The 13940-nt window shown below is 40.8% G+C and carries 9 protein-coding genes and 1 pseudogene; 5 read left to right on the top strand and 5 right to left on the bottom strand.

Annotated features, from left to right (window positions below):
* The first annotated feature begins 6 nt into the window (after window positions 1-6).
* The gene (gene pdrM / locus SK629_RS05865) at window positions 7-1365 is read left to right on the top strand and encodes a sodium-coupled multidrug efflux MATE transporter PdrM (RefSeq protein ID WP_042901010.1); all 1359 of its coding nucleotides are present in this window, start codon (window positions 7-9) and stop codon (window positions 1363-1365) included.
* Between the two features lie 5 nt (window positions 1366-1370).
* Here pdrM and SK629_RS11550 read toward each other — a convergent pair.
* Window positions 1371-2218, bottom strand: a protein-coding gene (locus tag SK629_RS11550; RefSeq protein ID WP_235219613.1) for an IS630 family transposase whose coding sequence is annotated in 2 segments (ribosomal slippage) — window positions 1371-1900 and window positions 1900-2218 — 849 coding nt in all. Because the reading frame shifts where the segments join, the coding sequence is not laid out codon by codon here.
* Window positions 2219-2242: 24 nt separating this feature from the next.
* Window positions 2243-2599 (bottom strand): annotated as a pseudogene (locus tag SK629_RS12135) (IS5/IS1182 family transposase); the annotation flags it as partial.
* Between the two features lie 62 nt (window positions 2600-2661).
* On the opposite strand from SK629_RS12135, the gene SK629_RS05850 reads away from it, so the two are divergent.
* Together SK629_RS05850 and SK629_RS05845 are read left to right on the top strand one after the other, a co-directional pair.
* Window positions 2662-3363, top strand: coding sequence for a response regulator transcription factor (locus SK629_RS05850; RefSeq protein WP_042901008.1), 702 nt, complete (start codon window positions 2662-2664; stop codon window positions 3361-3363).
* Window positions 3360-4238, top strand: coding sequence for a sensor histidine kinase (locus SK629_RS05845; protein ID WP_042901007.1), 879 nt, complete (start codon window positions 3360-3362; stop codon window positions 4236-4238). Before SK629_RS05850 ends, SK629_RS05845 begins: the two co-directional genes overlap by 4 nt.
* A 40-nt stretch (window positions 4239-4278) precedes the next feature.
* Here the strand turns inward: SK629_RS05845 and SK629_RS05840 are convergent, their stop codons facing one another.
* The 3 genes from SK629_RS05840 to SK629_RS05830 all read right to left on the bottom strand — a co-directional run bounded on the left by SK629_RS05840 (window position 4279) and on the right by SK629_RS05830 (window position 6901).
* Window positions 4279-5031 carry an ABC transporter permease gene (locus tag SK629_RS05840; RefSeq protein ID WP_042901006.1) on the bottom strand — a complete coding sequence of 251 codons (753 nt, stop codon included), beginning with the start codon at window positions 5029-5031 and terminating at the stop codon, window positions 4279-4281.
* A gap of 10 nt (window positions 5032-5041) precedes the next feature.
* Entirely contained in the window at window positions 5042-5950 is a 909-nt protein-coding gene (locus SK629_RS05835; protein WP_042901005.1) for an ATP-binding cassette domain-containing protein, read from the bottom strand.
* Window positions 5951-6091: 141 nt separating this feature from the next.
* Entirely contained in the window at window positions 6092-6901 is an 810-nt protein-coding gene (locus SK629_RS05830; RefSeq protein WP_042901004.1) for a Cof-type HAD-IIB family hydrolase, read from the bottom strand.
* A 116-nt stretch (window positions 6902-7017) separates the two neighbouring features.
* Here SK629_RS05830 and rexB point away from each other — a divergent pair, with 116 nt between their 5' ends.
* Together rexB and addA are read left to right on the top strand one after the other, a co-directional pair.
* A complete protein-coding gene (gene rexB, locus SK629_RS05825) occupies window positions 7018-10293 on the top strand; it encodes an ATP-dependent nuclease subunit B (RefSeq protein ID WP_042901003.1) in 3276 nt (1091 codons plus the stop codon).
* On the top strand, window positions 10290-13940 hold the full coding sequence (gene addA, locus SK629_RS05820; protein WP_042901001.1) for a helicase-exonuclease AddAB subunit AddA: 3651 nt from the start codon (window positions 10290-10292) through the stop codon (window positions 13938-13940). Before rexB ends, addA begins: the two co-directional genes overlap by 4 nt.

Genomic DNA, 13940 nt, shown 5'->3' with positions numbered 1-13940 from the left:
GACTATATGTACCAAACCCATCATTTTAAAGACAAATTTATCTTATTTTTAAAGATATTTTTCCCTATCCTGATTTATCAATTTGCCAATTATTCTGCATCCTTTGTTGATACGACTATGACTGGCCAATACAATACCATGGACTTGGCTGGTGTGTCTATGGCCACCAGTATCTGGAATCCTTTCTTTACTTTCCTAACAGGGATTGTTTCAGCTTTGGTGCCCATCATTGGTCACCATCTTGGTCGAGGCAAAAAGGAAGAGGTTGCGTCTGATTTTTACCAGTTTATCTATTTGGCCTTGGGTCTATCCGTAGTCTTGCTGGGGATGATGCTTTTCTTGGCACCACCAATCTTGAATCATATTGGACTAGAAGCGCCGGTGGCGGCAGTAGCGGTTCGCTATCTCTGGTTTTTATCTATCGGGATTATCCCTTTATTGCTTTTTAGTGTCATTCGTTCCTTGCTGGATTCGCTGGGCTTGACCAAACTGTCCATGTACCTCATGCTTTTGTTGCTTCCTTTGAATAGTGGATTTAACTACCTCTTGATTTACGGAGCCTTTGGTGTTCCAGAGCTGGGAGGGGCTGGTGCAGGTTTAGGTACTTCCTTGGCTTATTGGGTTTTGCTTGGGATTTCTGTTCTGGTTTTATTTAAACAGGAGAGGCTTAAAGTCTTGCATTTCGAGAAACGAATTCCACTTAATATGGATAAAATTAAGGAAGGAGTCCGCTTAGGTCTGCCTATTGGGGGAACTGTCTTTGCGGAAGTGGCTATCTTTTCCGTGGTTGGCTTGATTATGGCTAAGTTTTCGTCCTTGATTATTGCTAGTCACCAGTCAGCTATGAACTTTTCAAGTCTTATGTACGCCTTTCCTATGAGTATCTCATCGGCTATGGCTATTGTTGTTTCCTATGAAGTGGGAGCTAAGCGTTTTGATGATGCGAAAACCTATATTGGTCTAGGAAGATGGACAGCTCTCATTTTTGCGGCCTTCACCTTATCTTTCCTTTACATTTTTAGAGGAAATGTGGCCAGTCTTTATGGTAATGATCCAGAATTTATCAATTTGACAGCGAGCTTTTTGACTTATAGCCTTTTCTTTCAGCTAGCAGATACCTTTGCGGCACCGCTCCAGGGAATTTTACGGGGTTATAAGGATACAGTTATTCCTTTTTACCTTGGTTTAGTTGGTTATTGGGGGGTAGCAATCCCAGTGGCTATGGTATTTGATTCCCTAACAGATTTTGGTGCTTATTCATACTGGATTGGTTTGATAATTAGTCTGATAGTGAGTGGGGCGCTCTACCGTTGGCGTTTAACTGTGATTATGAAGAGATTTGAATCTTTAGCAAAATTTAAATGACATAGTCAATTAGTTTTAAAAAAGCGCTCTAAACATTCAAAAATATTTGGGACTTCCCTTAATAAATCCGTCACTTTCTTTTTCAATATAGCCCAAGCTTGCTCAATAGGATTCAAATCTGGTGAATAAGGCGGTAGGGGTAAGAAAAAGTGTTTATCTTGGATGCAGAGTTCATCCAAGATGTTCTTGGGATGAAAACTAGCATTGTCCATGACAATGACATGAGGTGTCTTTAAAGTAAGCAGGAGTTGCATTTTGAACCACTCCACAAAAAAGTCGCTCGTCATCGTCTCTTCGTAAGTCATTGGAGCGATTAACTCACCATTTGTTAGCCCTGCAACCAAAGAAATCCTCTGATATCTTCTTCCAGATACTTTACCTCTTATTATCTGACCTTTTAAAGGGCGACCATATTCTCGATAAAAATAAGTATCGAATCCTGTTTCGTCAATATAAACAGGTGCTAGGTGCTTTAAACTATTAAAATTTTTAAGAAATAAAGCTACTTTTTCTGGGTCTTGTTCATAGTAGGTGTGGTTCTTTTTTTTCGAGTGTAGCCCATAGATTTGAGAGCATAGTGGATAGTAGTTGGATGACAGCCAAATTCAGCAGCTATTTCAGTCAAATAAGCGTCTGGATTGTCAGTAAGATAGTTTTTCAGTCTATCTCTATCAACCTTTCTTGGTTTTGTTCCTTTTACTTGATGGTTTAGCTCTCCTGTTTTCTCTTTTAGCTTTAACCAGCCATAAATGGTATTACGTGAAATTTGGAAAATGTGTGATGCTTCTGTTATACTACCTGTTCGCTCACAATAAGCGAGAACTTTTTTACGAAAATCTATTGAATATGCCATAAGAAGATTATACCACGTTATGTACTATTTTTGGTTCATTTTACTATAAAATTCTGGTTCACGGTTAATAATGCCAGCAATCACATTCATTCGTAAACCAAACCGTTTTCGTCGATTTCGATAGGTTGTTGAAAATATTTTAAACGTTTTACTTTGGCAAAGATGTTTTCAACCTTGATTCTCTCCTTAGATGGCGCATGGTTATAGAATCTATCTTCAAGAGTTAGTTTCTCAAGTTTCCTTTGATTTCTTCGGACTTTGACTCATTTTGAAGACCTTCATATCGTGGCAATAGTTCAGCGCAATATCAAAAGAAACAATTCTCCCGTGACTTGTGACAATCGCCTGAGCCTTGACTTTCTCGCGCTTTTTATGCGAGGAGCTTTTCTGTTTAAGCTTTATCAATAAAACATGCTATAATAGTTGCAGAAAGGTTGGTATTTATGGCTAGAATATTGGTTATTGAAGATAATAGTGACATTCAAGAGATTTTGCGAACACTTCTTACTGAGGAGCATGAGGTGATTCAAGCCTTTTCTGGTACAGAAGGAATCATGCGTTTTGACCAAGGTGGGATTGACCTCGTTTTGCTAGATATCATGCTTCCTGGGAAAAATGGGGATCAGGTTTTAAAAGCCATCAGGGAACAAAGTCAAACTCCAGTCATTATGCTAACGGCTTTGAGCGATAAGAAGTTAATCAGTCAATACCTCTTAGACGGTGCCAATGATTACATAGTGAAGCCTTTTGATTTGGACGAAATCTTTGCTAGAGTTACTGTTCAGTTACGCCAAAGTACAGAAAAACAGCCTATGGAAATAGAAAAAACTGAAAATCTGCCACAAAACTTGAAAAATATCCAGTTTGATGCAGAAAGTTTTGAAATCAAAAATAGTCAGGAAATCATTCGCCTTGCCAAAAAAGAATGCTTGATTCTCCAAACTCTCCTCAAACATCCTAAGAAAATTTTCACCAAGGAAGAACTTTATGAATTGGTCTGGGAGGATAGCTATCTACCTGGAGATAATACTCTCAATACGCATTTGAGTAATCTTCGTAAAAAATTAAACCAGCTTGACCCAAATCAAGAATATATTGAAACCATTTGGGGAGTTGGGGTAAGATTAAAAGGAGACAAGCAATGACCTACATGATAATCTTTGTTCTACTGATACTCCTAATTATTTTATTGATTACATTGATTCGCTACCATCTAGCACTTAACAACTTGAGTCAACAGATTGAAGACAAGATTCTTACAGGTAGTATGAAAAGAGTAGGGGTTAGCATTTTTTCCAAACATTTTTTACATCTCTACCAGCAAATTGAGAATCTATTTCAGGAAGTGGAACAATCTCGATTGGTGATGAAAAGGGAAAAACAGACTCTGGATATGGCCATCAGCAATATCGCCCATGATATTCGGACACCTTTGACTATCGCTTCAGGCTACACCCAACAATTGATAAAGTCTCCTGAAGACAAATCAGAAACCTTACAAAAAATAGCCCAGCATCTTGATTTAGTTTCCAAACGTTTGGAGGCTCTTCTAGAATATCGTCGTTTGATGGAAGGAGCTGTCAAACCGAAACTGGAAGAAGTGGATCTTTCAGCTTTTATCACCAAAAAGACTTTGGCTTATTATGATGTTTTTCAGGCGGCAAATATCACGCTTGATTTTAAGGTTGAAGCTGGTCTGAAAATGAGGACTGATGAAGACTTGCTGGATCGAATTTTACAAAATCTGCTTGGAAATGTCCTCAAACATGGAAAGGAAGAAGCGCGTCTGTCTTTGCGAAAAGAAAAGGAACAGCTTGTCTTAGAGATTGCAAACCTTGTTAAACAGCCTATCAAAAAAATAGAAAATCTCAGTAACCGTTTTTATTCTGAAAATCTATCAGACACCGAAGAATCCTCTGGTTTAGGCCTTTATATCACTGAGGAATTATGTCATCTTCTCGGTGCAGAGATGAAACTAAGCACAGATGGCCAGTGGTTATCGGTTTTCATTTATTTTTAACGAAAAGAAACCTCCTCTAGCCTACAGAGGAGGTCATTTTTTATAGACTTTTCTTTTTGAAAACTGCCAGTCCACTTAGATTAAAGATTACAATAACAGCTAAGCTAATTATAAGTGTATAGAAAATGGATTCACTATTAGCAGTCATAGCATAGGAAAACTGCAATGATAAATATGGCAAAATTTTGATACTTGGGAAGATGAGCATTGGCATAGAAAGTAAGATAGAGCTGACCAAATACCCAATAAATACTGCAAGATAAGAATGACTCACATAGAGAATAAAGGAAACAATGGAAAGCCAAGCAAGGAGGCAAAGGAATTGAAGGGAAATGGTTATCAGTAGATTTCCAATAAAGCCATCAGGCATAGTTCCAAATCCATTTAAGATAGTTGCTGGAATAAAGGCAATAACAAGGCTGATGATAAGTTGCAATAGTGCAATACAAGCCACTACAAAGGCTTTAGCAAGGAAAAACTCTGTACGAGAAACACCTACTGTCAAACTATTTTTATAGAGCTTTCCGATTAAATCAACACCTAAAACTAGGCAAGTTAGAATAATACAGAGAAAAACGAGGTTTGAACCTTGACTAGATGCGTTAATCAGGGCTTGTACACCGTCCCAACCATGGGTTGGAATTTCTGGCTCCTCTGTCTGGATTGCCATCAGATGGCCAGTAGCTCCAATACTTGCGCCCATTAGCATGAGAGAAAAGAGAATGAACTCTGTAATCCAAAAACCTTTGGAACGGAAAAGACGGTAAAAGTCTGCTTGAATTGTATGTATCATGATTTTCCTCCTATTGGACCAATTGAGTGAAGTATTCTTCTAGGTTTTGACGTGCGTAGTAAATCTCGTCAATGGCAACATCTGCTAAGGTTAATTCCTTAAGAATCTGTTTGACATCTTGTTCCTGACCAAAGATATGGATTTCATTTTCTGAATTAACAACCTTGAACTGGAGCTGGATTTGTTCTTTCAATACTTGACAAGCTTTCTCTTGGTCAGCTGTCTTAAGTACAATATAATCCTCACTTAGTGTTTCAAATTCAGCTTTGCTGATTTCACGGATAATCTTTCCTTGATCTAAAATCCCAAAACGATTAGCTACGAGGTAGAGTTCTGACAAGATATGGCTAGAAATGAGAATGGTGATTCCTTGTTCTTGATTGAGGCGTTGAATCATTAGTCGAAATTCTTTGATACCGATTGGGTCGAGACCATTAATAGGTTCATCTAAGATTAGGAAATCTGGTTTGGATAGGAGGGCAATGGCAATACCAAGTCTTTGTTTCATTCCTAGCGAGAAATCACGAAAGACTTTTTTACCTGTATCTGTCAAACCTACATAGTCCAGCGTTTCTCGAATAACTTGATCAGCATTTGGAATATGACGAATCATACAGTAATATTTCAGATTTTGATAGGCTGTTAAGTGATTATGAGCTACAGGTGATTCGATCACTGAACCTACTCTAGATAGAGCCTTGGTCCACTCATTTTCCGTTTGGCTAGAGAAGAGGGAAACAGTCCCTTTATCTGCAAAGAGTAGTTGCGTAATAATTTTTATTAAGGTAGTCTTCCCAGCTCCGTTTTTCCCAATAAGTCCATAAATGTCTCCCTCTCTTATCGTTAGATGAAGATCCTGAAGGATAGCTTGTTTGTCGAAGTTTTTGGACAATCCATGAATGTCAAGTACTGTTTTCATGATTCTCTCCTTTTGATTTATTTTGTTAACTTTAGTATAAAGTATAGAAATCAAAGAAAGCTCAAGCATTTCTAAAGAGTTTCTAAAGTTTTAGGAATTCTTAAATATCAAAACCCAGTTGGTATGAACTGGGCTTCTTTACTATAAAATATATTTCTCAATGGCACGCGCAACGCCGTCTTCTTCGTTGCTTGCTGTAACGTCATCAGCTAGGGATTTGACATAATCGCTGGCATTTCCCATTGCAATCCCAAGGCCTGCAAACTGGAGCATTTCGATATCGTTATTGGCATCACCCATGGCCATAATTTCTGATGGTTTAATCTGCAAAATCTCAGCTAGACGAGAAAGAGCGGTAGCCTTTGTCGTACCAAGTGGCATAGCTTCATAAATGACAGGTTGCGAACGAACGCCACTGAATCGTTGACAGAGCTCTCTAGCAAAGCGCTCCTCAAAATCGTCTGTTTGCTCTTTGGTGCCCAAAAACATCCCTTGGAACATGCGATACTTGCCACTAGTCGCTTCCTCAAGAGAAATTTCAGTCAGGTCTGAAAAGACTAACTTGGCATCATTTTGAATGATTTCATTAGGCTTGCCACCGAGGACAAAATAATGCTCCTCATCAAAAAGAGTCAACTGAACATCACTTTTTTCAGCTAGGTCATAGAGGTATTCGATGTCTGTTGGACTAAGTTCTTGCCAGTCAACTAGTCCCCAGTCACTTGTCTGGTGAGTTGAACAACCGTTGTTAACAATCACATACTCATTCTGGAGGTCAAGTCCCAATTTTTTATAGTAGGGGAGGACACCAAAAAGTGGGCGACCCGTACAGAGGACCAGTTTGACACCTTTTTCAATAGCTTGGTGAATAGCAGTAATGTGAGCTTGTGGGATTTCCTTGACTTCATTGAGGAGGGTTCCGTCCATATCCAAGGCTAGTAGTTTAATCATAGGTTTTCCTTCTTTATCTTTTGGTATTATTATAGCATATTTTAGAGGAAAGGAGGAGGAATCTTTGGGCTAATCATGGTATAATAAAAGGTAATGAAAATTGCAACGAGGCAGAGATGAAATTACTTTATACTGATATTCGGACTTCTTTGACAGAAATTCTAACTAGAGAGGCAGAGGAGCTAGTTGCTGCTGGCAAGCGGGTCTTCTACATTGCCCCCAACTCTCTTTCTTTTGAAAAGGAACGCGCCGTGCTGGAATGCTTGTTCCAGCAGGCTTCTTTTGCGATTACCGTCACGCGCTTTGCTCAAATGGCTCGTTACCTGGTCTTGAATGACTTGCCTGCTAAAACCAGTTTAGATGACATCGGGCTTGGGATGGTCTTTTACAGATGTCTTGCCGAACTTGATCCTAAGGATTTACGTGTTTATGGAGCTATCAAGCAGGATCCTCAGTTTATCCAGCAGTTGATGGAACTTTATCATGAGATAGCAACTGCTCAGATGAATTTTTTGGACTTGGAAAGTTTGACAGATGAGGATAAGAGAGCAGATTTACTCTTGATTTTTGAGAAAGTAACGGCCTATCTCAATCAAGACCAGTTGGCTCAGGGAAGTCAATTGTCCCATTTGATTGAAGCTATTGAGAATAATAAGGTAAGTAGTGATTTTAGTCAAATCGCCTTGGTTATTGATGGATTTACCCGTTTTTCTGCCGAGGAAGAGCGGATTGTGGACTTACTTCATGGCAAGGGTGTTGAGATTGTCATCGGAGTCTATGCTAGCAAGAAAGCTTATACCAGTCCTTTTAGCGAGGGTAATCTCTACCAAGCTAGTGTGGAGTTTCTCCATCATCTAGCCTCTAAATACCAAACACCTGCTCAGGATTATTCTCAAACTCATGAGCAGATGGATAGTTTTGACAAGGTCTCTCGTTTGCTGGAATCTTCTTATGACTTTTCAGAACTCGCTTTGGATATCGATGAGAAAGACCGTGAAAACTTACAAATCTGGTCTTGCTTGACGCAAAAAGAAGAGTTGGAGTTGGTAGCCCGTAGTATCCGTCAGAAATTGCATGAGAACTCAGACCTGAGCTACAAGCATTTTCGTATTCTCTTGGGCGATGTAGCTTCTTACCAGTTATCGCTGAAAACCATTTTTGACCAGTATCAGATTCCTTTCTATCTTGGTAGAAGCGAATCCATGGCCCATCATCCCTTGACACAGTTTGTCGAGTCTATTTTAGCTTTAAAGCGCTATCGTTTCCGTCAGGAAGATTTGATTAACCTCCTCAGAACAGGTCTGTATACCGACCTTAGTCAGGCTACTATTGACTCATTTGAGCAATATATCCGCTATCTTGGTATCAATGGCTTGCCATCCTTTCAGCAAACCTTTACCAAATCCCACCATGGAAAGTTTGATTTGGAAGGTTTGAATGCCCTTCGTCTGAGAATTTTAGAACCTCTCGAAACCTTATTTACCAGCCGTAAACAAAAGTCTGAAAATCTTCTTAAAAAATGGACAGTCTTTTTGAAGGGAGCTTGTCTCAGCAAGCAACTGCAAGATTTGACAGCCACTATGGAAGCTGTAGAACAGGAAAGACAAGCCGAAGTTTGGAAGGCTTTCTGTCATGTTTTAGAACAATTTGCGACCGTTTTTGCTGGTTCACAGGTTAGTCTAGAGGACTTTCTAGCCTTGCTCCATTCTGGGATGAGTCTATCTCAGTATCGTACTATTCCAGCAACAGTAGACACCGTTCTGGTGCAAAGCTATGATTTGATTACGCCACTGACTGCTGACTTTGTCTATGCCATTGGTCTAACTCAGGACAATTTGCCAAAAATTGCGCAAAACACCAGTCTTTTGACAGATGAAGAGAGACAAAACTTAAACCAAACGACAGAAGAGGGGGCGCAATTGCTAATTGCCAGCAGGGAGAACCTCAAGAAAAATCGCTATACCATGCTTTCCTTGGTCAATTCTGCTCGCAAGCAGTTGGTCTTGTCAGCTCCAAGCCTTTTTAATGAAAGTGAAAGCAAGGAGTCAGCCTATCTTCAAGAGCTGGTCCATTTTGGATTTAGGCGGAAAGAGAAGAGGATGAATCACAAAGGGCTGTCTAAGGAAGATATGGGCTCATATCACAGTCTTTTGTCCAGTCTGGTTTCCTATCACCAGCAGGGCGAGACAAGTGATACTGAGCAAGATTTGACCTTTGTCAAGGTTCTGGCGCGTGTCATGGGGAAAAAACTAGACCAGCAAGGTTTGGAAAATCCTGCCCTCCCAACCAGTCCAAGCAGTAAGCAGTTGACCAAGGATACCTTACAGGCTCTCTATCCCGCTGATCAAGAGTTTTACCTGTCTACGTCTGGTTTGACGGAGTTTTACCGAAACCAATACAGTTATTTCCTCCGCTACATTTTAGGCTTGCAGGAGGAATTACGTCTACGTCCTGATGCCCGCAGTCACGGAAATTTCTTGCACCGTATCTTTGAACGCACCTTGCAGTTGCCTGACGAAGATTCCTTTGACCAACGTTTAGAACAAGCTATTCAAGAAACCAGTCAAGAACGCGAATTTGAAGCCATTTATCAGGAAAGTTTGGAAGCCCAGTTTACCAAGGAAGTTCTGCTTGATGTGGCGCGGACGACTGGACATATTCTCCGACACAATCCAGCCATCGAAACCATCAAAGAAGAGGCAAATTTTGGTGGCAAAGACCAAGCCTTTATTCAATTGGACAATGGACGCAGTGTCTTTGTACGAGGCAAGGTTGACCGCATTGACCGATTGAAAGCTGATGGGGCGATAGGGGTAGTAGACTACAAGTCGAGTCTGACTCAGTTCCAGTTTCCTCATTTCTTTAATGGGCTTAATTCTCAGTTACCAACCTACCTAGCTGCCCTAAAAAGAGAAGGGGAGCAGAACTTTTTTGGTGCCATGTACTTGGAAATGGCTGATCCTGTCCAATCTTTGACGGCCGTTAAAAGTCTGGCAGGTGCAGTAGTAGAAGCTAGCAAGTCAATGAAATACCAAGGTCTCTTTTTAGAAAAAGAAAGCAGTCATTTAGGCGAATTTTACAATAAAAACAAGGCCAATCAGCTGACGGATGAGGAATTCCAGCTCCTACTGGACTACAATGCCCATCTTTATAAAAAAGCAGCTAAGAAGATTTTAACAGGCCAGTTCGCCATTAACCCTTATACTGAAAATGGCAGAAGTATTGCACCGTATGTTCAGCAACATCAAGCCATTACTGGCTTTGAAGCCAATTACCACTTAGGTCAAGCCCGTTTTCTAGAAAAGTTGGACTTAGCTGATGGCAAGCGTCTTGTCGGAGAAAAACTCAAGCAAGCTTGGTTTGAAAAAATAAGAGAGGAGTTGAATCGATGAAGCCTATTCCCTTTTTAATCGAGAAGGAAATTCAAAAATTGCAAGAAGCAGAAGCAAATTCGAACAAGGAACAAAAGAAAACTGCCGAACAAATTGAAGCCATCTACACTTCTGGCCAGAATATCCTGGTCTCAGCGTCGGCTGGTTCTGGTAAAACCTTTGTCATGGCCGAGCGTATTCTGGACCAATTAGCGCGTGGAGTCGAAATTTCTCAACTCTTTATCTCAACCTTTACCGTCAAGGCTGCGACCGAACTTAAAGAACGTTTGGAGAAAAAAATCAGCCAACAAATCCAAGAAAGCGATGACGTTGACCTCAAACAACACTTGGGTTGTCAGTTGGCAGACCTACCCAACTCTGCCATCGGAACCATGGACTCTTTCACACAAAAGTTCCTTAGCAAACACGGTTATCTAATTGATATTGCGCCTAATTTCCGTATTTTACAAAACCAAAGCGAGCAACTCCTTCTAAAAAATGAAGTCTTCCATGAGGTCTTTGAAGCCCATTACCAAGGTAAACAGAAAGAGACCTTTAGTCATTTGCTGAAAAATTTTGCAGGGCGTGGCAAGGACGAACGGGGTCTGCGCCAGCAAGTTTACAAAATCTATGACTTCCTCCAATCCACCAGCAACCCTCAAAAGTGGCTGAATGAATCTTTCCTCAAAGGCTTTGAAAAAGCTGATTTTACCAGTGAAAAAGAAAAACTGACCACACAAATCCAGCAAGCCCTTTGGGATTTGGAAAGCTTTTTCCGTTATCATCTGGATAATGATGCCAAGGAGTTTCCAAAGGCTGCTTATCTAGAAAGTGTTCAATTAATTCTGGATGAAATTGACTCCTTAAATCAAGAGTCCGATAGTCAGGCTTATCAAACGGTTCTTGCGCGTGTTGTCGCAATTTCGAAAGAGAAAAACGGCCGAGCTCTGACCAATGCCAGTCGTAAGGCTGATTTGAAGCCACTGGCCGATGCCTACAACGAAGAGAGAAAGACCCAGTTTGCTAAACTAGGACAACTAGCAGACCAGATAACCATTCTCGACTATCAAGAACGTTATCATGGAGAGACCTGGGAACTAGCTAAAACCTTCCAAGCCTTCATGAGTGATTTTGTAGAAGCTTATCGTCAGCGTAAACGTCAAGAAAATGCCTTTGAATTCGCTGATATTAGCCATTATACCATTGAGATTTTAGAGAATTTCCCACAAGTTCGTGAGGCTTATCAGGAGCGCTTCCACGAAGTTATGGTCGATGAGTATCAGGATACCAACCATATTCAAGAACGGATGTTGGAATTGCTGTCTAATGGTCACAATCGCTTTATGGTGGGAGATATCAAGCAATCTATCTATCGTTTCCGTCAAGCAGACCCGCAGATTTTTAATGAAAAATTTCAACGCTATGTGCAAAATCCAAAAGAGGGCAAGCTCATTCTCCTCAAAGAAAATTTCCGTAGTAGTTCAGAAGTGCTGTCAGCAACCAATGATGTCTTTGAACGTCTCATGGACCAAGAGGTCGGCGAAATCAACTATGATAACATGCACCAACTTGTTTTTGCCAATACCAAGCTGACTCCCAATCCAGACAACAAGGCAGAATTTCTTCTCTACGACAAGGACGATACAGGTGAGGAAGACGAGAGTCAAACAGAAACGAAACTAACAGGCGAAATGCGTCTGGTTATCAAGGAAATTCTTAAACTCCATAAGGAAAAAGGTGTTGCTTTTAAAGAAATTGCCCTTCTGACCTCCAGTCGCAGTCGTAATGACCAGATTCTTCTCGCCCTGTCTGAATACGGAATTCCTGTCAAAACTGACGGAGAGCAAAACAATTATCTCCAATCCCTAGAAGTGCAAGTCATGCTAGATACCCTTCGTGTCATTCATAATCCCCTGCAAGACTATGCCTTGGTTGCCCTTATGAAGTCTCCTATGTTTGGCTTTGATGAGGACGAGTTAGCACGTTTGTCCCTTCAGAAAGCAGAGGATAAAACCCAAGAAAATCTATATGAGAAACTGGTCAATGCTCAAAAACAAGCAGCTAGCCAGAAAAACTTGATTCACTCAACACTAGCTGAGAAACTAAATCAATTCATGGATATCTTGGATTCTTGGCGCTTGTATGCCAAAACGCACTCTCTCTATGACTTGATTTGGAGGATTTACAACGACCGTTTTTATTATGATTACGTTGGGGCTTTGCCAAATGGTCCTGCTAGACAGGCCAATCTCTATGCCCTAGCACTGCGCGCTGATCAGTTTGAAAAGAGTAATTTCAAGGGCTTATCTCGTTTTATCCGTATGATTGACCAAGTCCTAGAAGCCCAGCACGATCTTGCGAGCGTGGCTGTCGCACCGCCAAAAGATGCAGTGGAACTCATGACCATTCACAAGAGTAAAGGGCTAGAGTTTCCTTACGTCTTTATCCTCAATATGGATCAAGATTTCAATAAGCAAGACTCTATGTCAGAAGTCATTCTCAGCCGTAAAAATGGTCTAGGTATCAAATATATTGCCAAGATGGAGACAGGAGCAGTGGAAGCTCACTATCCTAAAAGCATCAAACTCTCCATTCCTAGCCTAACTTATATACAGAATGAAGAGGAATTACAGCTGGCTAGCTATTCAGAGCAGATGCGTCTGCTGTATGTTGCCATGACGCGGGCTGAGAAAAAGCTCTATCTTGTCGGCAAGGGATCTCGTGAAAAGCTGGAAGCCAAGGAATACCCAGCAGCTAAAAATGGAAAACTAGATAGCAGTACTAGACTCCAAGCCAAGAATTTCCAAGATTGGCTTTGGGCTATCAGCAAAGTGTTTGCCAAGGATCATCTCAACTTTAGCTATCGTTTTGTTAGTGAAGACCAGTTGACTAGAGAAACTATCGGTCAATTGGAAAACAAGAGCCCTCTACAAGACAGCTCTCAAGCAGACAACCGCCAGTCAGAGATCATCAAAGAAGCCCTTGAAATGCTGAAAGAGGTTGAAGTCTATAATACTCTTCACCGCGCAGCCATTGAACTTTCTAGTGTTCAAACCCCAAGTCAAATCAAGAAATTCTACGAACCTGTTATGGATATGGAGGGTGTCGAAATTGCTGGTCAAGACCAGTCAGTAGACAAGAAAATCAGCTTTGATTTGCCAGATTTTTCAACTAAAGAAAAGGTAACTGGAGCTGAGATTGGTAGTGCTACCCACGAACTCATGCAGAGAATTGACCTCAGTCAGCGACCAACGCTTACTAGCCTGACAGAAACTCTCAAACAAGTTCAAACCAGCCCAGCTGTCAGAGACAAGATTAATCTTTTGAAAATTCTTGCATTCTTTGACACAGGACTCGGTCAGGAAATTATCGCTAATACCAACCATCTTTATCGCGAGCAACCTTTCTCCATGCTCAAACGAGATCAAAGGAGTCAGGAAGACTTTGTTGTCCGTGGTATCCTTGATGGCTATCTGCTTTACGAGGACAGGATTATTCTGTTCGACTACAAGACAGACCGCTATGATGAACCCAGTCAACTCATAGACCGCTATCGTGGTCAATTAGCCCTTTATGGAGAGGCTTTATCACGAGCCTATTCGATTGAAAATATTGAAAAATACTTGATACTACTCGGTAAAGACGAGGTTCAAGTTGTAAAAGTATAA

The organism is Streptococcus mitis, from assembly GCF_000722695.1.
GTDB classification, from domain to species: Bacteria; Bacillota; Bacilli; order Lactobacillales; family Streptococcaceae; genus Streptococcus; species Streptococcus mitis_O.
The sequence above is the reverse complement of the archived record's forward strand: the minus strand, read 5'-3'. Positions and strand labels throughout refer to the sequence as shown.